The sequence below is a fragment of the Vicinamibacterales bacterium genome (assembly GCA_036504215.1).
GTDB lineage: Bacteria > Acidobacteriota > Vicinamibacteria > Vicinamibacterales > Fen-181 > FEN-299.
On the sequence record DASXVO010000081.1, the window covers coordinates 37,996 to 64,786 of the forward strand.

At 66.8% G+C, this 26,791-nt stretch carries 17 protein-coding genes; 10 read left to right on the top strand and 7 right to left on the bottom strand.

Features of this window, described 5'->3' with window-relative positions:
* Positions 1-160: 160 nt before the first annotated feature.
* On the bottom strand, positions 161-979 hold the full coding sequence (locus VGK32_21515) for an RNA methyltransferase (GenBank protein HEY3384346.1): 819 nt from the start codon (positions 977-979) through the stop codon (positions 161-163).
* Between the two features lie 220 nt (positions 980-1,199).
* Here VGK32_21515 and VGK32_21520 point away from each other — a divergent pair, with 220 nt between their 5' ends.
* From VGK32_21520 to VGK32_21540, 5 genes are all read left to right on the top strand, one after another.
* A complete protein-coding gene (locus VGK32_21520) occupies positions 1,200-1,391 on the top strand; it encodes a hypothetical protein (protein ID HEY3384347.1) in 192 nt (63 codons plus the stop codon).
* 2 nt (positions 1,392-1,393) lie between these two features.
* On the top strand, positions 1,394-3,319 hold the full coding sequence (locus tag VGK32_21525; protein ID HEY3384348.1) for a response regulator: 1,926 nt from the start codon (positions 1,394-1,396) through the stop codon (positions 3,317-3,319).
* A gap of 5 nt (positions 3,320-3,324) precedes the next feature.
* Complete coding sequence (locus VGK32_21530; protein ID HEY3384349.1) at positions 3,325-3,999, top strand: response regulator transcription factor; 675 nt, start codon at positions 3,325-3,327, stop codon at positions 3,997-3,999.
* A complete protein-coding gene (locus tag VGK32_21535; protein HEY3384350.1) occupies positions 3,980-5,419 on the top strand; it encodes a HAMP domain-containing sensor histidine kinase in 1,440 nt (479 codons plus the stop codon). The genes VGK32_21530 and VGK32_21535 overlap by 20 nt, the downstream gene beginning before the upstream one ends.
* A 91-nt stretch (positions 5,420-5,510) precedes the next feature.
* Entirely contained in the window at positions 5,511-7,049 is a 1,539-nt protein-coding gene (locus VGK32_21540) for a DegQ family serine endoprotease (GenBank protein ID HEY3384351.1), read from the top strand.
* Between the two features lie 48 nt (positions 7,050-7,097).
* On the opposite strand, the gene VGK32_21545 is transcribed toward VGK32_21540, so the two are convergent.
* The 5 genes from VGK32_21545 to VGK32_21565 form a co-directional block, all read right to left on the bottom strand.
* Positions 7,098-8,369, bottom strand: coding sequence for an MFS transporter (locus VGK32_21545; protein ID HEY3384352.1), 1,272 nt, complete (start codon positions 8,367-8,369; stop codon positions 7,098-7,100).
* Between the two features lie 118 nt (positions 8,370-8,487).
* Positions 8,488-10,374 carry a M14 family metallopeptidase gene (locus tag VGK32_21550; GenBank protein ID HEY3384353.1) on the bottom strand — a complete coding sequence of 629 codons (1,887 nt, stop codon included), beginning with the start codon at positions 10,372-10,374 and terminating at the stop codon, positions 8,488-8,490.
* Positions 10,371-12,437: a M14 family metallopeptidase gene (locus VGK32_21555; protein ID HEY3384354.1), complete on the bottom strand. Its 2,067-nt coding sequence runs from the start codon at positions 12,435-12,437 to the stop codon at positions 10,371-10,373. Before VGK32_21555 ends, VGK32_21550 begins: the two co-directional genes overlap by 4 nt.
* A 75-nt stretch (positions 12,438-12,512) precedes the next feature.
* Positions 12,513-14,318 carry a TRAM domain-containing protein gene (locus VGK32_21560; protein ID HEY3384355.1) on the bottom strand — a complete coding sequence of 602 codons (1,806 nt, stop codon included), beginning with the start codon at positions 14,316-14,318 and terminating at the stop codon, positions 12,513-12,515.
* Entirely contained in the window at positions 14,315-15,790 is a 1,476-nt protein-coding gene (locus VGK32_21565) for an RNB domain-containing ribonuclease (GenBank protein ID HEY3384356.1), read from the bottom strand. Before VGK32_21565 ends, VGK32_21560 begins: the two co-directional genes overlap by 4 nt.
* A gap of 94 nt (positions 15,791-15,884) precedes the next feature.
* Between VGK32_21565 and VGK32_21570 the strand changes: the two genes are divergently transcribed.
* The 5 genes from VGK32_21570 (at position 15,885) to VGK32_21590 (ending at position 23,648) form a co-directional block, all read left to right on the top strand.
* The gene (locus VGK32_21570) at positions 15,885-18,623 is read left to right on the top strand and encodes a molybdopterin-dependent oxidoreductase (GenBank protein HEY3384357.1); all 2,739 of its coding nucleotides are present in this window, start codon (positions 15,885-15,887) and stop codon (positions 18,621-18,623) included.
* A gap of 82 nt (positions 18,624-18,705) precedes the next feature.
* Positions 18,706-19,539, top strand: coding sequence for a DmsC/YnfH family molybdoenzyme membrane anchor subunit (locus VGK32_21575; GenBank protein ID HEY3384358.1), 834 nt, complete (start codon positions 18,706-18,708; stop codon positions 19,537-19,539).
* Between the two features lie 288 nt (positions 19,540-19,827).
* Positions 19,828-20,640 carry a hypothetical protein gene (locus VGK32_21580; protein HEY3384359.1) on the top strand — a complete coding sequence of 271 codons (813 nt, stop codon included), beginning with the start codon at positions 19,828-19,830 and terminating at the stop codon, positions 20,638-20,640.
* Positions 20,641-21,016: 376 nt separating this feature from the next.
* The gene (locus tag VGK32_21585; protein ID HEY3384360.1) at positions 21,017-22,321 is read left to right on the top strand and encodes an NRAMP family divalent metal transporter; all 1,305 of its coding nucleotides are present in this window, start codon (positions 21,017-21,019) and stop codon (positions 22,319-22,321) included.
* Between the two features lie 10 nt (positions 22,322-22,331).
* Positions 22,332-23,648, top strand: a complete 1,317-nt coding sequence (locus VGK32_21590) for a CBS domain-containing protein (protein HEY3384361.1) — start codon at positions 22,332-22,334, stop codon at positions 23,646-23,648.
* A 193-nt stretch (positions 23,649-23,841) separates the two neighbouring features.
* On the opposite strand, the gene VGK32_21595 is transcribed toward VGK32_21590, so the two are convergent.
* Positions 23,842-26,511: a cation-translocating P-type ATPase gene (locus VGK32_21595; protein ID HEY3384362.1), complete on the bottom strand. Its 2,670-nt coding sequence runs from the start codon at positions 26,509-26,511 to the stop codon at positions 23,842-23,844.
* Positions 26,512-26,791 lie beyond the last annotated feature (280 nt).

Sequence of the window (26,791 nt, forward strand, 5' to 3'; positions counted from 1 at the left end):
ACATCGGGAACTGGCTCGTTTCTACCTTCTCCGTTTCACGTTCGTCGTTCAGGCCGGCGCTTCGTTCGGCGGCCCCACGATGACAGTCCACCACCCTACTACTACTTCTCGGTTGACCGCCCTCGGCCCCGCACCGTTCGAGGAGAATAAATCACGCGGGTCACCCGAGCGCGGTCAGGCGGTGGAGCGCAATCCCGGTGGCCGTCGCCGCGTTGAGCGAATCGATGCCCGGGGCCATCGGTATCCGCACGGCCGCGCCTGCCGCCGACAGGGCCTCGATGCTGAGACCTTCCGCTTCCGAGCCCACCAGCACGGCCACCTTCGCGTCAGGGTGCAGCGTGTCCGCGAAGTGTCCGATGTCGATCGCATCCGGGCTCGGCGTCAGCGCCACGACCGTGAAACCCCGGTCGCGGATCTCGCGAAGGGCTCCGGGCCAGTCATCGGCTTGTGCGTGCGGCACCCAGAGCGCCGTCCCCATCGACACCCGGATCGACTTCCGGTAGAGCGGATCGCAACAGTGCGGACCGAGGACGACGGCGTCGATGCCGAATCCGGCCGCGTTCCGGAAGATCCCGCCCATATTGTCCATGTTGGCGATCTGCTCGAGCACCACCAGCCGGCGAGTGTCGGGATGATTCGCGAGCCAGGTGTGGGCGGAGACGGCAGCGGGGCGTTCGCCAATGGCCAGGCAGCCACGATGGACGTTGAATCCGGCCAGGCGTTCGATCGTGCCCGGCGTCGCCACGTAGACCGGCAGGTCCGGACTCGCGGCCTCGGCGATATGGCCCAGGGCGGTCAGCGCGGCGTCGGTCAGCAGGATCGAACGCGCCCGGCACATCGACCGGGCGATCAGCGTGCTGACGACGAGGCGTCCTTCGGCAACGAAGATCCCCGCCCGGCGCAGGAGATCCGGGTGAGTCGTCAGGCGGTAATCCGCCAGCCGCGGGTCGTCGAGACCGTCGACACGTTCGACCGACATGCGTCCCCCTGTATCATTTTAGCTTTGCGGACATCCAAGCTCCGCATTATGCTAGCCGCGATCTGGCCTGACGCGGGCGCAGGACAACCCGGCTCGTGACATGTCCGGGCCATCTGGCTGCATACCGCCTGCGTCCGTCGTTCTCGGCCGAGTCGCGCCCCGGGATCCGTCTGTGCGTCTGGGCGCTTGCCGCCCAGCCACCGCACGGTGTGACCACACGGTGCGTGCGTTCTTCGACACGAATTCGCTGTTCGAACACGCCGTCTTGAGGGCACCGCGGATCGCGGCCATCATCCAGGACTGGCACGGCTTCGTCCGGTTCGACACCGACGTGGGCGTCCTCCGGCGCGATCCGAACATCGGGAGTCTCACGCAGGTCACGAACCGCCCTGGCCGATACGCGAGGGAGTGAACGTGGAGAAACGGACGTCGCTGCGTCTGTTGATGCTCGAGGACGATCCACTCGATGCCGAGCTCGAGATCACTGCGCTCGAAGAGGCCGGCTTCGACTGCCAGTGGACGCGGGTGGAGACGCGGGCCGCGTTCCTCGCCGAGCTCGATGCGCCGCAGTACGATGTCATTCTCGCCGATTTCAACCTGCCGAGTTTCGATGGGCTGACGGCCCTGCGCCTGTTCCTCGATCGGCGGCTCGACTTTCCCTTCATCCTGGTGTCTGGCAACCTCGGCGAGGAAACGGCGATCGAGAGCCTGAAGGCCGGAGCGACCGACTATGTCCTGAAGAGCCGGTTGTCGCGTCTGGGCCTGGCCGTGCAGCGTGCGCTACGGGAGAAGGCCGGAGAGCGCCAGCAGCGCGAGGCGGAGGAGGACCGCCGTCGGCTGAGCAGCGCGGTGAACCAGGTGGCCGAGGCGGTGGTCATCACCGACCTCGACGGACGCATCCTGTACCTGAATCCGGCCTTCGAGAAGATGACCGGGTACACGCGCGCCGAGGCGGTCGGCACGGTGGCGCCAGTGCTGGAGAGACAGGACCAGACTGCGGCGGCCGGTGCCGACGGCGTGCGGTCGGCGGTGTCGATGGGCCGAACCTGGCACGGCCGGCTGGTGAACCTGCGCAAGGACGGCATGTCCTACACGGCCGATACCACCGTCGGACCGGTTCGCGACGAGCACGGCACCATCGTCAACTACGTGGCGGTGCAGCGCGACGTCACGAACGAACTGCGCATGGAAGCGCAGTACCGTCAGGCGCAAAAGATGGAAGCCATGGGGCGTCTGGCCGGAGGCGTGGCTCACGATTTCAACAACCTGCTCACCGCCATCGTCGGGTATACACAATTGCTGCTCGACCGCATCCCGCCCGACTCCGACCTCAGGCGCGACCTGGTCCAGATCGACGGTGCCTGCGAGCGGGCCACGACCCTCGTGCGCAGCCTGCTGACCTTCAGCCGCCGCGACCCGTCACGGCCGGAGGTGCTCGACCTCAATGCCGTGGTGAACAATGTCGCCGGCCTCCTCCGGCGCGTGATTGGCGAGGACGTGGAGTTGATTTCGCAGATCGGATCTGACGTCGCGGCCGTTCGCGCCGATCCTGGGCAGATAGAACAGTTGTTGATGAATCTGTCGGTGAACGCGCGCGACGCGATGCCGGGCGGCGGGCGGCTTGTCATCCAGACGGAGGCGGTCACGCTCGACGCCGATCAGGTGCCGAAAGGCATGGACCTCGTCCCGGGATGCTATGCACGGCTGAGCGTGAGCGACACCGGCGTCGGCATGGAGGAGCAGGTGTTGGGCCACCTGTTCGAGCCGTTCTTCACGACCAAGCCGGCGGGGGAAGGCACGGGTCTCGGCCTGTCGATCGTCTACGGCATCGTCAAACGACACAACGGGTACATTACCGTCGAGAGCCGGCCGCGGAAGGGCACCACGTTTCGCATCTACCTGCCCGTGGTGGCCGGACACGACGCGCCGACGGCGACGCCGATCACGCCCGCGTTGGGAGGGGCGTCGAGGGGCGGCCAGGAGATGATCCTCCTCGTTGAAGACGAAGCACCCGTCCGCATGCTGGTGCAGCGGGCGCTCGAGGGCGCCGGCTACCGCGTCCTGCCCGCGGCCGACGCGTCTGCCGCGATCGACGCGTTCAGGGCGCACGCCCAGGAAATCGTGCTTCTCGTCACCGACGTGGTGATGCCGGACACGAACGGGCCTGCGCTGTTCGAGGCGCTCACCAAGGACTGCCCGTCGTTGAAGGTCTTGTTCCTGTCGGGGTACGCGGGCGAAATCGTGCGGGGCCGCGGCGTCATGCAGGACGCGCCGTTCCTGCAGAAGCCGTTCAAGCTCGCCGACCTGTCGCGCCGTGTGCGTGAGATACTGGACAAGTAGACCCGATGCGCATCCTCGTCGTTGAAGACGACCCGACGATTGCGTCGTTCCTCGTCAATGGGCTGCAGGAGGCCGGCTTCGCGGTCGACGCGGCAGGCGATGGCGCGCGGGGGCTCCACCTCGCGCTGACCGAGCCGTACGACGCTGCCGTGCTCGACCTGATGCTGCCGGAGCGCGACGGCCTCAGCGTGCTCGAGGAGATCCGGAAGCATCGAATCGCCACGCCGGTCCTGATCCTCAGCGCCAGGAGATCGGTGGACGACCGCGTGAAAGGCCTCCAGGCCGGCGGGGACGACTACCTCACCAAACCGTTTGCCTTCTCCGAACTCCTCGCGCGCATCCAGGCGCTGATCCGCCGGTCGCAGGGCACGGTGGAACCGACTCGACTCGTGGCGGGCGAACTCACGCTCGATCTGATCACCCGCAGGGTCGAACGCGGCGGGCGGTCGATCGACCTGCGGCCGCGCGAATTCGCCCTGCTCGAATATCTCATGCGCAACGCCGGCCGCGTGATCTCGAAGACGATGATCATGGAGCACGTCTGGGACTACAGCTTCGACCCGCGCACCAACGTGGTGGACGTGCTGGTGTTCCGGCTCCGCGAGAAGGTCGACCGCGGGTTCGACGTGAAGATGATCCACACCGTCCGCGGGGTCGGATATGTCATCCAGGTGGGGTGAGAGCCCGGCTTACACCCTGGGCGTGCGCCTCGCCGCCTGGTATGCGGCCCTCTTCGTCGGCAGTTCACTGATCATCACCGGCCTCACGTACTTCCTGTTGTCGTCGTCGCTCCAGGAGCGCGATCGCCAGATCATCCGCTCGACCCTGGTCAGCTATGCCAGTCAGTATCAGCAGGGTGGACTGCGGGCGCTCGACCGCGCGATCCGCGCCGATCAGACGGCGGGCCGGCGCGAGCGGCTGTTCGTCCGCGTCATCGCCGGTGGCGAAGAGGCCATCTTCTCCAACCTGCCCGGTGACTGGAGCGAGTTCGATCTGTCGCAACTGCAGCGGCCGCGCGGACAGGACGGCGAGTGGTGGGTCCGCGTCCCGAGCCGCGGCGGATCGGCGGCACTCGAGGTCGCGACGGGGGTGCTGCCCGACGGCACGCTGGTCCAGGTCGGCAAGAGCACCGAGACGCGCAACGAATTGCTGTCGCGCTTTCGCACGGTGCTCCTGATCGTGCTGGCCGGCATTGTCATCGTCGGCGCGGCGGGCGGCGCCCTGCTCACGCGGTCCACGATGCAGCCGCTCCGGCAGTTGGCCGGCGTCGTCCAGACCATTCTCGGGACCGGCCGGTTCGAGGCCCGGGTGCCCGTGCGCGGCGGCCGCGACCCGCTGGATCAGTTGAGTGCGCTGTTCAACGCGATGCTCGACCGGATCGAAGCGCTCATCGCGGGAATGCGCGGTTCGCTCGACAACGTGGCGCACGATCTGCGGACGCCGATGACGCGGCTGCGGGCGGTCGCCGAACGAGCGCTCGAGATGGGACCTGAATCGACGGAGCGATACCGGGAGGCACTGGCCGATTGTCTGGAGGAATCGGAACGGGTGTCGGAGATGCTGAACGCGCTCATGGACATCTCGGAAGCCGAGACCGGCGTGATGAGACTCGCCCTCGAGCCACTCGACGTGGACGCGCTGTTGACCGACGCGGTGGAGCTGTACGCGGACGTGGCCGAGGACAAGGGGGTGACACTGCACGCCGAGCCTTGCGACGGGTTATCCATCCTCGCGGATCGGAACCGCATGCGCCAGGTCGTCGGGAACCTGGTGGACAACGCGGTGAAGTACACGCCCGTCGGCGGACGCATCGACCTCCTGGCGCGCGTCGAGGGTGATCTGGTGGCGGTCGACGTTCGCGACACGGGCGAGGGCATCGCAGAGCACGACCTGCCCTATATCTGGGACCGTCTCTACCGCGCCGACCGCAGCCGTTCGGCACGTGGCCTCGGCCTCGGCCTGAGCCTCGTCCGCGCCATCGTCCACGCCCACAAGGGCCGCGTCGAGGTCCACTCGACGCTCGGCCAGGGCTCGACGTTCACCGTCAACCTGCCTGCGAGCACCACGCACCAAACACCGTCCAGCGCACGAGGCACATAGCACTCAGCACTTCCTCCCTTTCACAGATGTAATCTCCCGGTAACGACCGTGTAATGCGGTTTGTCGTCCTACTGATCAGAGGACGAACACCATGAAGACTGACCGCTATCACCTGAGAGTCTCGCCGCGCCTCCGGCTCGGCATCCTGGCGACGTTGATTCTGGCCGTTGGCGTGCTGGCTGGCTGGACGGCATCTGGCTCGGCCGTTGACGCAGCCTCTGCTCGGGCCGTCGCCACGGTCGCCACCGACACGCAAGCGCCAAACCCTGCTATCGGGCCAAGGGCCGCGATCACCGGCCCACAGGCCTCGTACGCCGACCTGGTGAGCCAGGTCGGACCCGCCGTCGTGACGATCCGGTCGGAGCGGCTCGTCCGGGCGACGAGTTCGCCGTTCGGCGGCGACGAATCACTGCTCGAACAGCTTCTCGGACGCCAGGGGCGGAGGACGCCCCGGCAACGGCCGCATGAAGAAGGTGCCCTCGGATCCGGCGTCATCGTCGCTCCGGACGGGTATATCCTGACCAACCATCACGTCGTGGACGGTGCCAGCCAGATTCGCGTCGAACTCACCGACCGCCGGTCGTTCAGCGCGAAGGTCGTTGGCTCCGATCCGCCGAGCGACCTGGCACTGCTGAAGATCGATGCCGCCGGCCTTCGCACCCTGCCGCTCGGCGACTCCGACCGCGTGCGCGTCGGCGACGTCGTGCTCGCCATCGGCAACCCGCTCGGCCTGGGCCAGACAGTGACGATGGGCATCATCAGCGCGAAGGGCCGCGCGACCGGACTGAGCGACGGGAGCTTCGAGGACTTCCTCCAAACGGACGCGCCGATCAACCAGGGCAACTCCGGAGGCGCCCTCGTGGACACCCGCGGCGAGTTGGTCGGCATCAACTCGCAGATCCTGTCGCCCTCGGGCGGCAGCATCGGGATCGGGTTCGCGATTCCGGCACGGATGGCGCAGAACGTGATGCAGCAGTTGATCAAGAACGGCACCGTGCATCGCGCGAAGCTGGGCGTGACCGTGCAGGCCGTCAACTCGGAACTCGCGAAGAGCTTGGGACTCCAGGATGTGCAGGGCGCGCTCGTGAGCACCGTCGAGCCGGGCAGCCCGGCTCAAAAGGCCGGGATCGCGCGCGGTGACGTCATCCTGACCTTCAATGGCGAGACGGTCAGCGACAGCAACGCGCTCCGTAATCGCGTGGCGGGCAGCCAGCCTGGGACCGATGCGACACTACAGGTCGTGCGCAACGGCCGGCAGGAGACGATCCACGCACGACTGGCCGAGCTGGAGCGGGAGCGCGCCAGGTCGAACGACGACCGTGACGACGGGCCGAACCGTGGACGCTATGGCCTCTCGGTCGCACCGCTGACACCCGACATCGCGGACGAACTGGGCGTCAAGGCGAAGCAGGGTCTCGTCGTGCAGGATGTGGCCCCGGCCAGTCCCGGCTCGAACGCAGGCATCCGATCGGGCGACGTGATTGTCGAAGTGAACCACAAGCCGGTGGGCAACGTGAGCCAGTTCCAGGAAGCAATGAGCACCTCATCGAACCGCCCGGCGCTGGTGCTCGTCAACCGGCAGGGCAGCGAGGTGTTCCTGGCGCTGTCGGCGAAATCGTCGTCGTCATAATCGTCGTCGTAGGGGCGGCCCGCCAGACCGCCCCTACACCCTTGTCCCCTACACCCCTGTCCTTCGCGCCGCATCCCAGGCGGCGAACACCCACACCAGGCCCGAGACTCCGATGGCGACGGGCATGATCAACACGGCCTTCGACAGGCCGGCGCTCTCTGAGATCCGGCCCAGAATGTAGGGCGAGACCGCATCGCCGAAGAGGTGGATCACGAAGATGCTCACGGCCATCGCCATGGCCCGCATCCCCACTGGGACCACGCTCACGAGCACGACGTTGATGGGGCCGGTGCTGAGGAACAGCAGGAACTCGCCGGCCAGCAGCGCAGAGATATAGACGACGGGCTCGGCCGCCGACAGCCCGATCCAGGCGAGCGGGATGGCGAGCAGCATCGACCAGCCGGACACGTAGAGATACGGTTGCCGGATGCGCGAGCGGAGCGCATCGCACAGGTATCCGCCGGTGAACGTCCCGCCGATCCCGGCGATCACCGCGATGCCCCCGATGAGCAGATCGGCGTTGCCGAGCGTCAGGCCACGCTCGCGGTTGAAGTAGGTCGGCGCCCAGATGGTCATGCCGCCAAGGGCAAATGTGTAGGCCGTGTAGCCGATGACCGTCAGCACGTAGCCGCGGTTCCTCGCCAGCACCGCCAGGGTGCGCCCGAGCGGCTCGTCGTGTACCAACTCGCCGGGGTCGTCGTTGATGCCGCGGGGCGGGTCCGGTGCCGTCAGCGTCAGCGCGGCCAGAAGCAGGCCCGGCAGGCCGACCGCGCAGAAGGCCGCGCGCCAGCCAAAGTGCGCTTCGAGAAACCCGCCCAGCAGATAGCCAACCGCCGAACCAACCGGGATGGCCAGGTAGAAGATGGCGAAGATGCGCCCCCGCCTGCTCTTCGGGTAGTAGTCCGAGAGAAGGGCGGGCGAGATGGAGGCATACGAGGCCTCGCCCACGCCGACCGTGGCGCGGGCCGCGAACATTTGCGCGAAACTCCTCGCGAAGCCCGCCCCGGCAGTCGCCAGGCTCCAGATGGCCACGCCGGCAGCCATCAACCGGGTCCGTGACAGCCGGTCGCCGAGTTGGCCGAAGATGGGTGAGGTCAGCAGATACGAGAAGAGAAACGCGCCGGCGAGCAGGCCCAATTGGTCATCCGTCAGCCCGAGTTCCGTCTTCACACGAGGGAGCACCGCGGCGAGGATCGTCCGGTCGATGTAGTTCACGAAGTTGAGGAGCGTCATCAGGCCGAGGCCGTACGCGGCGGCCCTTCGTGGGAGACCCGACGCCCCGGTCACCGGTTCTGCAGCCGCCGACGTGGGTTCCGCCATCTGGTCTCCCCTGCTCGTCGAACCGCTCTGACACATCAGGCTCACGAGGTTACACCCGGGAGGGTGTGGTAAGAAGGCAGCGGGGTCGGGACCAAGATCTCCGACCCCGATTTCCCGGCTACCCGATCGTCATCGTCTTGGTCACCTTCCCGGCCTTCAGCGACTGATAGGTCACGGTCAGTGCGCCCTTGCCGCTGACCAGGAACTGATACTCGACCTTGCCGTCACCCGGCACCTGGAGGAACTGCACGTCGGGGCGGTACTCCTTGTAGGCGACGGTTTCGATCGGCGCCCCTGTGACACGGCCGCCCGCAATCACCTTGGTGGTGCCGCCCGATACCTTCAGCGTATCCTGCGGATGGATCTTCCGCTGCACCGCGGTGTAGGTCATCGAGGGAATCGATCCGGCGTTCACGACGCGCACGCGGATCTTGTAGAGGTCCGCGCTCACTTTCTCGGGTGCCAGCACATCGAGGCTGACGTTCGGCGTCTGACCGGCTGCGAACAGCACCGCGGACGCGTTGCGGTACGCGAGGTCGGCCAGCATGAACGGGTGCGGCAGGCGCGAGCTCATCTTCACCCAACCCCCGATCTCGATGTCGCCGAACTGCGGATGCTTGAACGGCTTCCACGGCTTGTACAGGTCCCCCTGCGTCACGTGATCGTTGAACGCCAGGCGTTCCCGTTCCTGCGCGATGTTACCGCCCATCATGTCCATTTCGTCGGGCGGCGGCGGAACCGGCGCTCCCGGCTTCGGCGGCTGCCGATACGTCTCGGTCTCGCTCATGAACAGCTCGCCCACGAAGCTGTACGAGCCGACGATGTTGTCCGTGAAGTCGGTGAAATCGCCGTAGGTGGGATAGAGATCCTTCCACGCCACGAGATACCGGTAGCCCGGCACGATCTTCTCGGCGTTCTTGCCGAGGATGTCGTACACCGCGATGTCGGCCGGGTTCAGCGGCTCCTCGGCCTTCGTGCTCGGCCCTCGAAGATACATCCCGGCGGCGTTGTGGAACGCGTAGACGACGAGGATGTTGGGCCGGTCGCTGAGATACTTGGCGATGGCCCGCATCGGCGCCGCCTCGAAGGGATAGTCACCCGAGCCGGCTTGCACGTACGGCGGCGCCCAGTTCACGCCCCAGTTCCGGTTGCCGTCCAGGTACCCCTCGCCGTCCTCGTTCACCTTCCCGTCGCCATCGTTGTCGATGCCTTCTTCACCGAGAATCGTCCACTCGCCCTTCTCACCCGGCTTGACGCGGACCATGAGGCGCGGATCCTCCGGGTCGGTCTTCCACATGCCGAACGGGTCTTTCCGCCGCATCGTGCAGATGTTCCCGTCACCGTCGAGATCGTCCGGACCATCCTCGTCCACGAGCCCGTCATGGTCGTCGTCTTTCGGGACGCGTATGCTGCGGTTCGAGCTCGGATCGTTGGCGTCGTTCAAGAAATGGAAGCGCCCGTCCACGTTCACCGAGGGAACGACATAGAACGCGTTGTGGTCGACCAGCTTGGTGAGCTGGTCGTTCGTTCCGTAGCCGGTGAGCAACCGGTTGAGGACCGCCAGGCAGACCTCGCCCGCCTGGATTTCATTGCCGTGGATGTTGCCGTCCACGTAGACGCCGGGCTTGTCGAGCGCGGCGCCGGTCTTCGGATTGTTCACGGTCATCGACCAGATGTCGCGGCCTTCCTCGCTCTTGCCGATGCTCTCGACGGTGGTGAACTGCGGGTACGCGTCGTGTAGCGCCTTGAGCGCCTCGCCGATCTGCTCGTAGGTGTAGTAGTGGTCGAAGCGCAGTGGGACGGTGATCTTCTCCGTTGTGATCCCGAGCTGGACCGGCGGCTTCTGGACGGCCGCGCCCTGTGCCTTGCCCGCCGGCGCAGCCTGACTCGAGCCCGCAGCCGGTTTCTGAGTCGCCGGCCTGGCGCCCTGGCCGATCATCGGCGCGGTCGAGAACGCGATGAGCGCCACCAGCGTGGTCGTGCCAATCGAATGCAGGCCTCTCATCGCACACCTCCCGTCGGAACGCCGAGGTTGATTCTCGACGTGTCACCCCACGCGCTGGACGAGTCCAACGTCACATCGAGGCCCGTCACCGTGGCGGGCACCTGGATGAGCCACTCGAGCTTCACGCTCCGGCCCCCATCGATTTCGGCGATTGGGGTGCGCGTGCGCCCGGAGAGGAACGTGACGTCCTTCGGCGACAGCGTCACCACCGCGGGCGGCGTGTGCAGGTTCTTCCTGCCCATCGCCGTCGGGAACGGCAGATACCCGCTGTTCTCGATCCACAACTTGACCGCATATACGCCCGCGCCTTTCGCCTGGACGTCGGACTTGAGGATCTTCAACCTCGGGAGCTTCTTCGCCAGTTCCAGGACCCACGGCACCTGCCCATCGAGCAAGGTCTTCACCATCGGTGCGGGCGGCGTCGTGTCGGTGAACGGCGCCATGCCGCCGATTTCGACCTCCCCGAGTTGCGGGTGCTTGAACGCCGTCCACTTGATGAAGCCCTTGCCCTGGAGTTCCTTGTCGCTGAACGCCAGGACGGCTTTCTGCGTTGGGTCGGCGCCCGTTGCATCCTTCGGCTTCGGCATCTGTTTGAGCATCCCCGCCATCTGCTTCGGCGTCATCTTGCCGGCCTTCACCCCCTCGAGCAGCATGGTCGCCTTGATGTTGTCCGGCGCGCCAACCTCTTTCAGGAACGCCGCGATCTTCGCCTCGCCGAGCGCGACGAAGGCGTCCGGTGCCATCGCCTCGAGTGTGTCGGCCGTGATACCCGTCTTCTCCTTCTCGTCCGCCTTCACCTCGGGCACCGTCCAGAGGTCCATGCTGAACGTCGGCACGCCAAGGTGGTAGTACGACCACAGCTCGAACGACCCATCCTTGGGTTGCGGTGGCTCGAGCCGCTTGGCATCGAGCTTGTTGGTCTTCAGGAACTCCTTGTATTTCTCCGACAGTTCCTTGTAGACCTTGAGGTCGTCCTCGAGCGGGTTGACGACCGCACCGAGGCCGAGGAAGCTCCCAATCATGCTCTCGGTGATCTCGAAACCTGGGGGGGCGAGCGGCCGCACCATCTCGATGATCTCCTTCATCGAGTACGTACGGTTCGGGTCGGCGCCGAAGCGCGCGGCGATCCGCTCGGGCACTTTGATCGAGTTGGCGTCGAAGCTGCCCTGCCGCCCGCCAGCCGGCGGCTGCAGACACATGTTGGTGGCGCCGAAGGCGAACGTCATGGCGATCTCTCGGTGATCGGTGACGAACTTCATCAGGCCGAACGTCTCCGGCTCGCTGCCCGGCCAGCGGCCGCCGGTCGTCGTCCACGAATGGAAGAGGTGCGGGAAGGTGATGCCGATGTTCGTGCCGCCCGGCCCATCTTCGTTGAACACGCCGTCGCCGTCGTTGTCGATCCCCTCCGAGTAGAGCTTGTAGATGCCCTTCTCACCCTTGGCGGTGTCAGCCTTCCGCATCAGGCGCGGCTCGCCATCCACGGGCATCCACTCACCCGCCGGGTCCTTCACGCGCATCTCTGTGATGAGGCCGTTGCCGTCCAGGTCGTCCGGACCGTCCTCGTCGGTCTGGTCGTCCATGTCGTCATTGATCTTCGAGGCGTTCCGTTCGTCCGCGACGAGCGGCTTGCGGAAGTAGTGCGCCGCGGCGTCGGGGCTGCCGTTCGGCACGATGAACCAGGTGAGTGTCTTCGTGGCCCCGGGGTCCTGCAACAGCCGTTCAGCAAGCGAGAGGGCAGCTTCCGTGGAAATCGGGTAGATGCCTTCGAGATTGGCCACTACGAGGACGGCGGGCAGTTTGCGCACCTTCGCGCCGGTCTCGGGGCCGATCTCCAGCAGGTTGACGTCCGTGCCGCCGGGGCTGACGGCGAGCCTGTGGAGCGCCGTGCTGCCCGGGTTCGCCTTCGCGATGGCGGTGAGCGCCGCATTCACCTCGAGCGGCGCATGATAGCGATCGAACGTGACGCCAATGCCCGTCTTCTGGGCGTGCGTCGCCGTGCCTGCCATGACAAGGGCCGTCGCAAGGGCCAGCGCCAGCAGGCAGCGTTGCGAAGTAGTGGACATGGAACCTCGCTTTAGAATGCCGGGATGGAGCAGTGGGAGCACGGATCTGTCGGGGCTGAAACAGATCTGCATATACTACGTGCGAACTCGGGCGTTCGTTCCCGCAATCCGCGACAGCACCGCCACCGACTCGATGTGGGCGGTGTGGGGAAACATGTCGACCGGTTGGACGCGGTCGATCGTGTAGCTCCGGGGCGGGATCGCCGCAAGGTCCCGGGCGAGCGCCTCCGGATTGCAGGACACGTAAACGATCCGGCCCGGGCGGATGTCGTGAACGATCCAGTCGATCACCTGGCGCGGGCAGCCCTGCCGCGGCGGGTCGAGGACGACCGCATCCCACGGTGCACGTGCGTCCACCGACCGAGTGGCGCGGGCGTCCACCGACCGAGTGGCGCGGGCGTCCCCCGACCGAGTGGCGCGGGCGTCCCCCGACCGAGTGGCACGGGCGTCCCCCGACCGAGTGGCACGTGCGTCCCTCGTCCGAGTGGCACGGGCGTCCCCCGACCGAGTGGCACGGGCGTCCCCCGACCGAGTGGCACGGGCGTCCCCCGACCGAGTGGCACGGGCGTCCCCCGACCGAGTGGCACGGGCGTCTCGCCCGTGGAGTGTGCGCATCGCCTCTTCCACGCGCGCGGCGACGAGCCGGAGGCGTCCGACCGGAATGCGGTTCAACCGGGCCGCCGCCGCCGCGCTCTCGATCGCCTCGCGGTTTTCCTCGGCTGCGGTCACCGTTCGACCGTCGAGCGCGAGCGGCAGCGCAAACAGCCCCACGCCGGCGTAGAGATCGAGGATCCGCTCGTAGCGCGGATCGGACAGCGCCCCGAGGACCTCGCGCACGAGAAGCTCGGCCGCGCGGACGTTCGTCTGGAAGAACGACGTCGGTGAGACGAGATACGACACGTCCCCCACGCGTTCGCGCAACTGCGACAGACCGAACAACCGTCGCGTGTCGCGCCCGAACAGGAATGGCCCCGGCCGATCGTTCACGTTCAGGTGGAAGCCGAACCTCCCGGTCTCGGCCGTCTGGACGTCGGCGGTGACTCGACGGAGCACCTTCACGTTCTCGGTGACGACGAGTGTGGCCAGCATCTCGTCGGAATGCTCCGCCACGCGGACCACGACGTGGCGGGCGACGCCGTCCCCACCGCTTGGCGCGCTGCCCGACACGTGCGCACGTTCCAGTGCGTCGCGCAGTCGGAACGCGAGACGATTGCCGGGTTCGGCGTGAACCGGGCATTCCTCGATGGGGAGAACCGCCCGGGACCCTCGGCGGTAGTGCCCCATGACGATCGCCTGCAAGGGCCCGCCTGGCCCGAACACGAAGTGCACCTTGTCGCGATACGCCCACGGGGCACCCGGGGAACCCGGAGCAACACTGGGCTCTCCGGACCGAGTGCCTCGGGCGTCCTCGGAGGGAGTGGTTCGAGGGTCGTCGGAAGGAGTGGTTCGAGGGTCCTCGGACCGAGTGGCACGGGCGTCCTCGGACCGAGTGGCACGGGCGTCCCGCCCGTGCGGGGCGCCATTCGGTGTCGCCAGCGTCAACTCGACCCGCGGCGCCCGCCGTCCCATGGCCTCGTCCAGCAATTCCTGGAGCAACCGCTGCTTCAGCCGCAGTTGTTCAGGGTAGGCGATGTGCTGCCAGGCGCAGCCACCGCATGATCCGAAGTGACGGCAGGCGGGCGTGACGCGGTGGAGCGATGGCGAGACGATGCGTACGAGCTCGGCAGCGGGCCGGTCCAGCCTGTCGCGACCGAGGCGCACCTCGACGCGTTCCCCCGGGATGGTGAAGGGAACGGACACGGATCGTCCATCGACGTCCGCGACCCCGTCCCCCTCGAGATCGACGCGAAGGATCTCGACGATCCTCGTGTCGCCGCTCATACCCGCGCGAAGTCGATGAACCCGCGTGGCGCATCCGTGTGAATCAGCTTCACGCGGATGCGATCCCCCACATCGACGCCCTCGAACCCGCGCTCGACGCGGCCCTCGACCGGCGGATGGAAGATGCGCACCCACGTGCCCTTCGGGGACGCACCGGTGACGACGCCATCGAACACCTCGCCGATGCGCGACTCGAGCAGCAGGGCGGCGGCCGCCTTTCGAACGCGCCGCTCGACCTTGTGCGCTTCGTCTTCCATCTCGGTGCAGTGCGTCGCGAGCTGGGTCAGTTCGTCGTCCGGATAGGGTACGGCCGCCCCTGACATGGCGGCCTTCAGCAGCCGCTGCGTGAGCACGTCGGGATAGCGCCGGTTGGGGGCGGTCGAATGCGTGTAGTCCTTCACGGCCAGGCCGAAGTGGCCGGGCCCCTCCTCGCCGGCGTGCTCGACGACGTACTCGCCGGCGCCAAGCAGCTTGATCACCGACAGCGAGAGGTCGGGGAAGCGGAGCGGATCGGCCGCACGGCGCGCCGCGAGGAACGCCGCCAGGGCGCCCGAGTCGGGGTCGGGAGGCAGGTGCGTGCCGTACTGTGCGGCCAGCGCCTCGATCCGATCCCAGCGTTCGGGCGATCGCACGACGCGGCGTATCGACGGATACTTCTTCCGCTCCAGGAACTGCGCCGTCGCGCCGTTCGCCGCAATCATGAAGTCCTCGATCAGGTTGCGCGCGCGGTTGTCGTGGTCCACGGCCAACTCCCGGACCGTGTCGCCGTCGAAGACGGCCCGCGTCTCGAGTGTCTGGAACTCGAGCGCACCCCGCTCCAGCCTCGACTTCCGCAGAAGCTGGGCGACCAGATCCTGCGTCTTCAACTGGTCAACCAGGCCGGGAACGGCCGCCAGCGGAGGGGGCGGAGAGGCCTGCCCCTCGAGCCACGCGGCCACGCTGTCGTAGGCCAGCTTCGCGTGGTTCCGAACGACGGCTGCGTATACATCCGACGTCTCGATGGTCCCGTCGGCTGCGACGGCCATGTCCACGACGATGGCGCGCCGATCCTGGTCGAAGCCGAGCGAGGTCAGGTCAGTGGACAGCCGCTCGGGCAGCATCGGGAAGATCGTCGCCGGCGTGTAGACCGTGGTCGTGTTCTGCCGCGCGTGTCCGTCAATCGCACTGCCCGCCGCGACCAGGGCATCCACATCCGCAATCGCCACCAGGATGCGGGTCGGTCCTGGCTCTGCCGGGTTCGCCACGGACAACTGGTCGAGATCGAGCGAGTCGTCGTTATCGATGGAGCACCAGAGCAGTCCGCGCAGATCGCGGACACCGTCAGCCTGCCGGGCCGCGGGACGCGCGCCCGCCAGTTCGGCGAGTGCAGCCGGCGAGAAGTCGGGCTGCAGGTGATAGTCGAGCATCGCCTGCCGGGCAATCTGCCGCAGCAGATCACGGTGGGCTCGAGCGCGAATGGTGGGATCGTGCATGGGGTCACTTTACACGAGGAAGGAGGAAGGTTGAAGGAGGAAGGATGAAGGATGAAGGAGGAAGGAGGAAGGATGAAAGGTAAACTGTCACCCGATGGTCGAAGTCCACCGCACCGTTTGCCCGCGGAACTGCTACTGCACCTGCGGCATGCTCGTCACCGTCGACGACGGTCGAATGACGCGCATCGAGGGGGATCCGCTGAATCCGGCCACCGGCGGACACGTCTGCCTCAAAGGTCTCAGCTACGCGCGGCGTCTGACGACAGCACAGCGGTTGCTGCATCCGCTCCGGCGGACGAGCGGCGGCGACTTCGAACGCGTCACGTGGACCGAGGCACTCGACGACATCGCCGCTCGACTCGGCCGGTTGCGCGATCGACGCGGACCGGAGTCGGTGCTCTACTACGACGGCTCTGGAAGCCACGGTGCGCTCAGCCGTTTATCGATGGCGTTCTGGCATCAGTTCGGAGGGTGCACGCTCGCCTACGGAGACCTCTGCTGGCCGGCGGGGCTCGAAGCCACACGGCTCACCTACGGCGCGAACCTCCACAACCACCCAAGGTCCACAATCGAGAGCCGCTTCATCCTGCTCTGGGGACACAACCCGGCCGAGACCAACGTCCACCAGATGCGACTCATTCACGAGGCCCAGGAACGGGGTGCGACAATCGCGCTCGTCGACCCGCGGAGCACCGATACCTCGGACGCCGTGGACATCCACCTCCAACCACGACCGGGCACCGATGCTGCGCTCGCGCTTGGCGTCGCCAGGGTCATCGTGGATGCCGGGCTGCACGACCAGCGGTTTCTCGACGCGCATGCGGCAGGGGTGGACCGCTACCTCGCGCGCCTGGCGGAGTATCCGCTCGACCGCGTGGCCAGCATCACGGGCGTGCCAGCCGCTGCCATCGAGGAGCTTGCGCTCGCCCTTGCCCAAACAAAGCCTGCGCTGCTCATCGCGGGTTTCGGCCTTCAGCGGCATCACCGGGCGGGCCAGACGATGCGTGCGGTTGCGCTGCTGCCGGCGCTCACCGGAAACATCGGCGTACCGGGCGGAGGATGGCAGTACGCGAATCTCAACAGCCACTGCCTGGTCGATCCGCCCTTGCCACCCGAGCCCGAGGCAATCCGGCGCGCGTTTCCCATGTCGCGGCTCGGTCCCGGCCTGATGGCACTCGAAGCACCTCGTGTGGCGGCGGCCTGGATTGAGAAGGCGAACCCGGCCAGTCAGAACCCGCGCGCAAACCTCGTGAGGGACGCGCTCGCGAGCCTCGATCTCCTGGTTGTCGTCGATCAGTTCATGACCGACACTGCCCGTTTGGCGCACTACGTCCTGCCTGCCAAGACGATGTTCGAGGAAGAGGATCTCGTGACGGCGTACTGGCATCCGTACCTCCAACTTCGTACGAAGATCTTCGACCCGCCGGGTGATGTGAAGACGGAAACCGAGATCTGGCGGCTGTTGTGCGAACGGTTTGGCCTCGACACCAGCTACTTCCCGCGGGACGCCAGGGAGATCCGACGCCTGCTGGAGGGGATGCTGCCGGACACTCAGGACCGGCCGGGCACGTTGGACGCCGCTCGCAGTCCGATCGACGAACTCCAGCACGGCCCATGGGACCCGACGGGCCGAGGCGACGTCGCGTTTGCGGACCTGAGCTTCGCCACCCCGTCCGGCAAGATCGAGTTCGCCTCGGAAGAGGCCGAGCGCCGGTGGGGCGTCGCGCCGGTGCCCGACTACGAGCCGCTGGACGAGGGGCACGAAGCCGCGAGCCTCACCCGATTTCCGCTTCAGTTGCTGTCGTGCAAGACACGCGACCGGATCCACTCGCAATTCGGCAACCTGGACTGGCTGCGCGAGGTCGAGCGACCACACCGGCTCGACATGCATCCGGACGATGCGCGGGGGCGTGGTCTGAATGACGGCGACCGCGCGGTGGTGTGGAACAGCCGCGGGCGCGTCGAACTCGTCGTGCGGCTCGATGAGGGCTTGCGGCCAGGCGTGGTGCACGTGCTCGAGGGCCGCTGCCACGACGGTGACCCGGACATCAACGTCCTGACCGATGCCGGCGTCACCGACATGAACCACGGGGCCACGTTCTACGAGTGCCTGGTCCAAGTCAGTCGGGGTGACGGGCATTCAGTCCCTTCGAACGCACCTGGCACCTCGCACTCAGTGTCTATCAGCGCACCTGGCACCTCGCACTCAGCACTTTCCAGCGCACCTGGCACTCAGCACGTAGCACCCAGCACTTTTCTCCTCGATCTCCACCGCTGCCTCGGCTGCGGCGCATGCGTGCTCGCGTGCCGGCTGGAGAATGGCTGGCCCTCGTCCGCACCCTGGCGGCGCGTGCTGCCGCTCAACCTGCGCCGCCGTCCCGGAGGTCCGACATACTTCTTCTCCGTCGCCTGCCATCACTGCGATCGGCCGGCGTGCGTGACTGCGTGTCCGTCGGGTGCCTACGAGAAGCGTGCGGATGGCGTGGTCGTGCACCACGACAAGAAGTGTCTTGGCTGCCGCTACTGTGAGATGGCCTGTCCGTTCGGTGCGCCGCGTTACGATGCGGAACGAGGCGTGATGGCGAAGTGCGATCTGTGCCATCACCGTCTGGATGCCGGCGTGAAGCCTGCGTGTGTCGTTGCCTGTCCGACCGAGGCGCTGCGACTCGTGCAGCCGGGCCAGCCAGGGGAATCGATGGCGCCGGCAGGGGCGCCGGTGCCCGGTTTCGCCGATCCAGCCGGATGCAGGCCGAATCTCAGGTTCCTGATGCCGCGGGGCCGGCGCGCGTCGCTGCTGAAGGCGCTACGGTCTCGACTGTCGACTCTCGACTGACTTTGGACCCTGGGCCCTCGACTGACTTTCGACCCTTGACTCTCGACTTTCGACTGCTAAGATGCCGTCGAGAGCAGTCATCATGAACGACACTCGGTCGGCGCGCAGGACGGCGGCAACTCCTTTCCACGAGTGGCCGCTCGTGGTGTTCACGACGCTCGCCATCGTCGGCGCGGGACTGCTGGCCACGCCGCTTCTGGCTGCACTGGCTGCAGGTACGCCCGCACCGGCGTTTGCGGCGCTACCGTGGGGTGCACTGCTTCTCGGCGCCGGCCTCGTGGTGTCGCTGGCGCATCTCGGAAGGCCGCTTCGCGCACCGCTCGCAGCGCGACGTCTCGGCCGCAGCCGCCTCAGTGCGGAAATCGTCCTGGCCAGCCTCACGCTCATCGTCGGCATCGTCGCGGCGAGCCTGCCGTACGTCTCGCCGTTGCTCGACCTCTCGGCCGCCGTGCTGGCGCTGGCGTTCCTCGCCTCGCTCGGCCTGGTTTACAACCTGCCCGGCCAGCAGACGTGGCGGGGCGCAGTGGTGTGGATGCCGCTCAGCGCCGGAATCGGATTCGGCGCTGTGACGCTGTGCGGCATGTGGGACGGTGCGATCGTCACCGTCGGTGGCATTGCGGCGATCGTGCTGGCGGCTGACACGGTCCTCTTCATCCTGAGGCGGTTCGCGCTCGTGTGGTCTTCCACTCCCATCGTGCCAGTGGATGCCGCACTGTTCGCCAACCGACAGTGGTTGCTCGCCGCGCGGTTCACCCTGGTGGACATCCTGCCGGGCCTGCTGCTGTTCGCCGACCTGCCCAGAGGCGCTGCCGGCCTGCTGGCCGTCGGCATCCTCCTCGACCGCCTGATGTTCTACGGCTTTGCCTCGCAGCAGACGACCGAGAGGGAGATTGCACAGGCGGAGGCGATGATCTGAGACGGCATTCACCTCACCAAACCAAGCACGTCACCGCGCCGGGCGTCGTCCTGCCTGCGATGAACCGCGACCAGTAGCCACAGTGGACCTGTCGCCGCGTTGCACGCTTTCCACCCGACCTGCACACTAATCGCTCGGCGCTCGACTCTGTCGGGCGCAGCGTGCGCGACAATTCCCTTCGGCAGCCGGCGACCGCCGCCTTGCCGCGGCACACCGAGGTTGCCGGCGCGACGGCGGAGGCGAGGAATCAGCCTTGCCCGACCGCGGCCGCCAGCGGCGAGGGTCACCATGTGCTGCACCGATCCCCTCATCTCCTGCCTCAAGGCGTTCGGCTACTCGATCGTCCGGATGCCCACGAGCGATCTCGAGCCGCTGCAGTTGATGCTGCGGTCCGGCCGCGCGCTCGAGCGTCTCGGCGGCCTCGATGCCGTCCTCCTGACGGGCCGGCACGCCCGCGTTCCGCGGATCACCCGAAACCGTCCAGCTGCCGCCGTCACGGGTCGTCGGACGGGACAGCTCGACGCCGGCGTCGGCCTGACATTGCTCGGCTCTGTCCTCGCGGCGATGGGCGGTTCCACCGTGGGTGTCGAGGCGGCGTACCGGTCGGCGCGGTCGGTGACGTTCGAATTCCAGGACGTCTCCGAGGATGCCATCGCGGTCGTGGACCTCGACCAGTACCTGGCCGACGCCCGCGTCAACCCGCGCGCGCACCACGTCGCCACGCTGCTCGACCGCGACGATCTCTATGTCACCACCGCCGTCGTGAAGAGCCCGGCGATCACCGTCAGGGCGCAGGATGACACCGGGATCGACCTGTCGGTGACGGTACCGGCTCTTCAGCAACTCATCGGGGGCCGCGTGACCATCAGTCCGGCGGACGCCCGGACATCCGCACTCACGTATGCGGGAGTCGTCCCGCTCGCGTTCGGCTTCCGGGCGGTCCGCCTCTTCTACGACCACGGCCGCTACGGCGCCTTCAAGCCGCTCGCGGCTGGCGAGGCGGCGCTTGGACGTGGCGACGCGGCGCCGGAGTGGTTGGTGGACGAGCGCCCGTTTGTGACCCTCGAAAATCGTCGCGACGAGGCACAAAAGCAGTTGTGATCCGGTCGCGCGTTCGCTAGACTGCAAAAGATCTGGCTGTCCAGACGCTCGTGCAGCGGGCGGCCGGTGGGGATGGTACCCGTGAAAGGTGACATGGAACCCCCAAGTTGCGGTGATTCACTAGTTGACTCGGCCCGGGTCCAGCGCGCCGTTGCGCCGGGCCACCGCTCGGAATCTGCCCTGAGACGTCGACCCTAGGTCCCCGCCCCAGGCACATTCCGACGCCGGGCCCCAAACCTGGCAGAAGGGAATGTGCCGATGATCGTCTCGATCTTCCAGCACAAGACCGTCCTCATTCGACTCGCGACCGATCCGCCGTCTAGACGCTCGCGTCTGACCCGAGGAGTCCGCTCATGAACCTTCGGAGGCGACGGCCGTGTTCTGGATCAGCAAAGCGTTTCACTACCTGAATCGATTCCGGCGAAGACTGCTCGTCTTCTTTGCCGTGCTCGGCCCGGGTATCGTCGTCATGGTGGCCGACAACGACGCCGGCGGCATCTCCACGTATGCCGTCACGGGGTCGAAGTTCGGCTTCTCGCTCCTGTTCATGTTCATCCTCCTGGTGCCGATGGCGTACTTCGTCCAGGAGATGACGGTGCGCCTGGGCGCTGTGACAAAGCGTGGCCACGCCGAGGCGATCTTCGAGGGCTTCGGCCCGTTCTGGGGCTGGTTCTCGCTCGCGGACCTCTTTGTCATCAACTGGCTGACGCTCGTCACCGAGTACATCGGCATGACCGCGGCGATGAGCCTGTTCGGCGTGCCGGCCTGGCTGACGGTCATCGTCGTCACGGGCATCCTGTTCGCGGTCGTGCTCTCGGGCGAGTATTGGACGTTCGAGAAGATCACGCTCTTCTTCTGTCTGTTCAACCTGGTGTACATCCCGGCGGCGATCTGGACGATGGAAACGCCCACCGCGCCAGCCTGGAGCAAGGTGCTCGAGGGATTCTACCGGCCGAATCTCACGTTCTCGACGGAGTTGCTGTTCATCCTGATGGCGAACATCGGGACCACGATTGCGCCGTGGCAGATCTTCTTCCAGCAGAGCGCCGTCGTGGACAAGGGGATCGAAGTCAAGGACATCGGGTTCGGGAAGTGGGACACGCTGGTCGGCGCGATTCTCACGTGCGCCGTCGCGGTCTTCATCATCATCGCGACCGGAGCGGCCTTCTACTACCACCACCCGGCGATCGTCATCGAGGACGCGCGGCAGACGGCCGAGGCGCTGGCGCCGCTCCTGCCGGCGGGCGAAGGCAGATGGGCCCGGACGCTGTTTGCGATCGGCCTGTTCGACGCCGGATTCCTCGGCGCACTGTGCATTTCGCTCTCGACGTCGTGGGCCGTCGGCGAGGTGTTCGGCTGGGCGCACTCGCTGAACAACAGCGTGCGCGACGCGCCCTGGTTCTACATGCTCTACCTGCTGATCCTGCTGACGTCCGGAGCCGTCGTGCTCATCCCGAAGGCACCGCTCGTCACGATCACGATGTTCGTCCAGGTGGTGGCGGTCACGCTGCTGCCGTCCGCCCTCGTGTTCCTGCTGCTGCTGTTGAACGACAAGGATCACATGGGGGAGCAGGTCAACACCCGTTGGCAGAATTTCGCCAACGGCACCATCGTCGTCATCGTCGTCCTGATGTCCACCGTGTTGGGCATCACGACGTTGTTCCCGACGCTGTTCGGATAGGGGGGGACACATGGTCACTCTGCCGAAGAACATCCAGCGAACACCCGAACCGAACCCCGGCAACGGGCACGGCAGCGTGCCTCCGCACGGCGGTGGCAGCGTCCATTTCCTCAATTTCTCCGAATTGCTGAAGCGGTCCGTGGTCGCCGGCTCCATCCGCGACCGGATCGGCAAGCTCACCGACCTCGTCTTCGCGCAGGCGGAGCCGTTCCCGGAAGCGGCGGGCGTCTTCATCGACCACGGTTGGGGCAAGCCGAGCGAGTTCGTACCCTGGGACAAGGTCATCAAGATCGAGGACGATGCGATCTTCGTGCAGTCCGCCGGAGGGCCGTATCCACCGTTCGTGGACCAGCCGGGCTGGATCCTGGTGGACAAGCACCTGATGGGCCGGACGATCCTCGACATCGACGGACGGCGGATCGAGGTGGTGAACGACGTGCGGTTCCTCGAATCGCACGGCCGCCTGCTGCTGGTGGACGTGGACCTCTCGTTCAACGGATTCCTGCGGCGCTGGGGCCTGGGCCGGGTGCGTGTGACGGGCGACAAGCTCGTGTCGTGGAAGTACGTCCAGCCGCTGTCGCTCGAGGACGCGATTCCAACCGACCGCCTCAAGCTCTCGGTGACACGCGGCCAACTGCAGGACCTCCCCGGCGAGGACCTCGCGGACGCGCTCGAGGAACTGTCGGGCAAGGAGCAGCAGGCGCTGTTCTCGGCCCTCGATCCCGAGAAGGCCGCCGAGACGCTGACCGAGGCCGAACCGCGCGCCCAGCGGCAGATCATCGAGGACCTGACGAGCGACCAGGGACGCGCCATCTTCGACAAGATGACCGTGCTGCAACTCGCCAACCTGTTCGCATCGCTGCCGCAGGAGAAGACGCGCGAGGTCAGCGCGTGGCTGGGCCCGGTCCGCGCGAAGGCGGTGCACAACCTGCTGTCGGAACGGGAGGCGACGGCCAAGGACATGGTGTCGACCGGCTACGTCGCCAAGCCGAGCAGCGCGAAGGTGGCGGATGTCCTGCGCGACATCCGGGCGGCGAAGCACGAGCCGCGCAGCTTGTCGTATCTCTATGTCGTCGCCGACGAGGCCCCGGTGCTGCAGGGGATCGTGGACCTGCGCGACCTGGTCCTCGCGGCCGACGATGTGCCGCTGTCGGAGATCATGATCTCACCCGTGGTCGCCGCCCAGGAAACCGATCAGCGCGACGACCTCGAGAAGATGTTCGAGAAGTACGGCTTCAGCATGATTCCGGTCGTTGACGAGCAGGACCGCCTGTTCGGCGTGATCCGCTACAACGACATCATGAAGGGACCGGAGCTCAATACGTAGACGTCGAAGCGAGGGAGTCAGAAACCAGAAGGCAGAAATGAGATCGAAGAAGTGAGAACGCGGAGGACCAGATGCCCCGGGTGAAGCTCTCGAGAACCGCGCGGATACTGATGTACATCTTGCAGGCGTACGTCGTCGCGCTGTTCGTGTTGATTCTCGTGCGGTTCCTGAAGGTCCTGTGACGCGCCCCTCATCATTTCGAAGATGATGCCCGGCGGCGATGGATCACCTTCAGGAGTTCGAACCAGATGATGCTCGCGGTACCGACGGCCAGACAGAGCAGGACGTCCTGCAGCGTGAGGTACGAGAACCGGAAGACCGCGCGGATTGCCGGGACGTAGAGGGCCACGACGAGAAATACGGCCGCACCACCAACCACCCACCAGAGCGCACGGTTCGGCGATCCAATCCTCGAGACAATCGTCTCCGACCACGATCGGTTCGCCAGGATCAAGCCGATGTTCGCCGCGATCAGTGTCGTGAATGACAGCGCCCGCGCCTCTTCCTCTCCCAGGCCTCTCGACTCCGCCACGGCGAACATGCCCGCGACGAGGACGAGCACCACCAGGCCCTGCAGCAGGCTGACGCCCAGCGTCCGGAGCCCGAACAGGCGCTCGCGCGGGTCGCGCGGCGGGCGGCGCATCACGTTGGCCTCCTCACCCTCTGCCTCGAACACCACCGAGCACGCCGGATCGATAATCAGCTCGAGGAAGACGATGTGCACGGGCAGCAGCGCGAGGGGCCAGCGGAACAGCACCGGAAGGAGCGACATCCCGGCGATCGGAATGTGGATCGCCAGAATGTAGGCCATTGCCTTCTTCAGGTTGTCGAAGATGCGGCGGCCCAGGCGCACGGCCTGCACGATCGACGTGAAGTCGTCGTCCAGCAGGACGAGTGACGCCGCCTCGCGCGCGACGTCCGTGCCGCGCCCGCCCATCGCGATGCCAATGTGGGCGGCCTTGAGCGCGGGGGCGTCGTTCACGCCGTCGCCGGTCATCGCGACGACGTCACCGTTGGCCTTGAGTGCCTGGACGAGGCGCAGTTTCTGCTCCGGCACCACGCGCGCGAAGATGTTCGTCGTCTTCACGCACGCCCGGAGCGCCTCGTCGCTCATGCCGTCGAGTTCCGCGCCGGTGACCACCGCATGCGTGGCCAGCCCCACCTGCCGGCCGATGTTCACCGCCGTCCCGGGGTAGTCGCCGGTGATCATCACCACCCGGATGCCGGCGGTTCCGCACTCCCGGACGGCGTCGACCGCAGTCGGCCGGACCGGGTCTTCGAGGCCCACCAGGCCCAACAGCTCGAACGTGAAGTCGTGCTGTTCTCCGGGCAGCGCCTCGGGCCGGATCGTCGCGCGCGCCACGCCAAGCACTCGAAGGCCATCGGCCGCCATTGCCACGACTTCCCCGGACAGCGTGGCCAGCTCGGCCTCGCTCAGGTGGCACAGGTCGGCGATCGCCTCAGGCGCTCCCTTGGAGGCAATCACGTAGTCCTCGGTCTCACGTGACTTCCACACGTGCGACATCGCCAGCAGGTGCTCCGACAACGGATACTCGCGAACGAGCGTCCAGTCGTCGTGCAGATGCTCTGTCTGCGCCAGGTAGCGCAATCCGAGCTGCTTGAACGCCTTCTCCATCGGATCGAACGGATCGCGATGGCTGGCAAGGATGGCGAACTCGACCACCTCGTGGAATGCTTCGGGCAGGCCCGCGCCGTCCGCCAGGATGTCGAGTGTGTGCCAGGGAGGCTCGCCAGGGACAGAGTGGGCACGGGCGTCCCGCCCGGTCGGCAGGACAGACGAGCCGCCTGTCTCACTCAGCAGTTCCTGAGTGGCACGGGCGTCCCGCCCGTGGGAAGGGCCCGCGCACCCCAGTCGCCGCACCGCCATCTGGTTCAGCGTCAGCGTCCCCGTCTTGTCCACGCACAGCACGGTGGCCGCCCCGAGCGTCTCGATGACCGGCACCCGGCGCGTCAACACCTGCCGCTGCGACAACCTCCAGGCTCCCAGCGCCAGGAAGATCGTCAGGACAACGGGGAATTCTTCGGGCAGCGTGGCCATGGCCAGCGTGAGGCCGACCAGCAACCCCTGCAGCCAGTTCCCGCGCGTCAGGCCGTAGACGACCACGACGATGACGCAGAGCGACGCACCAAGGATCGCGAGGCGCCGCACGAGCTGTCCGGTCTCCCGCTCGACCGCCGTGGCTTCGGTCTCCACCGTCTGCAGCGCCCGGCCGATCTTCCCGAGTTCGGTCCGAGGCCCGGTGTGGCGAACCTGTGCGATGCCCTGTCCTTGCACCACGAGCGAGCCGGAGAAGACGAACGGCAGATCGTCCCCGCCAGGGCGTGCGGGCTCCTGCACGGTGGCCGTCGCTCGCTTCCTCACCGGGATCGATTCCCCGGTCAGCAGTGATTCGTCGATCGACAAGCCGGTCGACTCGAGCAGGATCGCATCGGCCGGGACGCGGTCGCCCTCCGCGAGCATCAGCACGTCCCCACGAACCACGTCGCGACCGGGGATGCGGGTGCGCTCCCCATTGCGGATCACCAGCGCGCGCGGGCTCGACAGGTCGCGGAGGGCTTCGAGCGCCCGCTCGGTCTTGCGCTGCTGATACAGGGTGATGGCCATCACCACCAACACGAACGCCAGCAGAAGCAGGCCTTCGGTCAGATCACCGAGAACCAGGTAGAGGGAGCCGCTGGCCACCAGCAGCAGGAACATCGGTTCGCGAACGACCTCGAGGGCAATCGTGAGGATGCTGCGCGGCTTCGAGGCGGGAAGCTCGTTGTAGCCGTCGGTCGCGAAGCGCGCCGCGACATCAGCGTCCGACAGGCCGACGACGGTGTTGATGTCGAAAGGTGTCACAGGGTTGCGTTCAACGTCTCGCTCAGTCGTCTCCGCCACACGTAGCTCGACGGGGTCGGGCGGGCGGCCCGATTGGGCCAGGGAGCAGAATCCCGCGATTCTATGGGGCCATGAGGCGACAGTCAACACGTTGGCGACCTGGGACGCATCTGCCAGCCGATCAGGTGGGTCTGACCGACGCGCGGCGGGAATTGGCACCCTGTGTTCGCGGAGCGACTTGGGATCGATGAGCTGGTCGATGTCGCAAGATCTTCGCCTGACGGTCGTCGGGTTGGGAGTC

Excerpts from the sequence above, each read along its gene's own strand:
- VGK32_21515 (HEY3384346.1), bottom strand. The coding sequence starts at position 979 with ATGTCGGTCGAACGTGTCGACGGTCTCGACGACCCGCGGCTGGCGGAT.
- VGK32_21530 (HEY3384349.1), top strand. The coding sequence starts at position 3,325 with ATGCGCATCCTCGTCGTTGAAGACGACCCGACGATTGCGTCGTTCCTC.
- VGK32_21535 (HEY3384350.1), top strand. The coding sequence starts at position 3,980 with ATGTCATCCAGGTGGGGTGAGAGCCCGGCTTACACCCTGGGCGTGCGC.
- VGK32_21540 (HEY3384351.1), top strand. The coding sequence starts at position 5,511 with ATGAAGACTGACCGCTATCACCTGAGAGTCTCGCCGCGCCTCCGGCTC.
- VGK32_21545 (HEY3384352.1), bottom strand. The coding sequence starts at position 8,369 with ATGGCGGAACCCACGTCGGCGGCTGCAGAACCGGTGACCGGGGCGTCG.
- VGK32_21550 (HEY3384353.1), bottom strand. The coding sequence starts at position 10,374 with ATGAGAGGCCTGCATTCGATTGGCACGACCACGCTGGTGGCGCTCATC.
- VGK32_21555 (HEY3384354.1), bottom strand. The coding sequence starts at position 12,437 with ATGTCCACTACTTCGCAACGCTGCCTGCTGGCGCTGGCCCTTGCGACG.
- VGK32_21560 (HEY3384355.1), bottom strand. The coding sequence starts at position 14,318 with ATGAGCGGCGACACGAGGATCGTCGAGATCCTTCGCGTCGATCTCGAG.
- VGK32_21565 (HEY3384356.1), bottom strand. The coding sequence starts at position 15,790 with ATGCACGATCCCACCATTCGCGCTCGAGCCCACCGTGATCTGCTGCGG.
- VGK32_21570 (HEY3384357.1), top strand. The coding sequence starts at position 15,885 with ATGGTCGAAGTCCACCGCACCGTTTGCCCGCGGAACTGCTACTGCACC.
- VGK32_21575 (HEY3384358.1), top strand. The coding sequence starts at position 18,706 with ATGAACGACACTCGGTCGGCGCGCAGGACGGCGGCAACTCCTTTCCAC.
- VGK32_21580 (HEY3384359.1), top strand. The coding sequence starts at position 19,828 with ATGTGCTGCACCGATCCCCTCATCTCCTGCCTCAAGGCGTTCGGCTAC.
- VGK32_21590 (HEY3384361.1), top strand. The coding sequence starts at position 22,332 with ATGGTCACTCTGCCGAAGAACATCCAGCGAACACCCGAACCGAACCCC.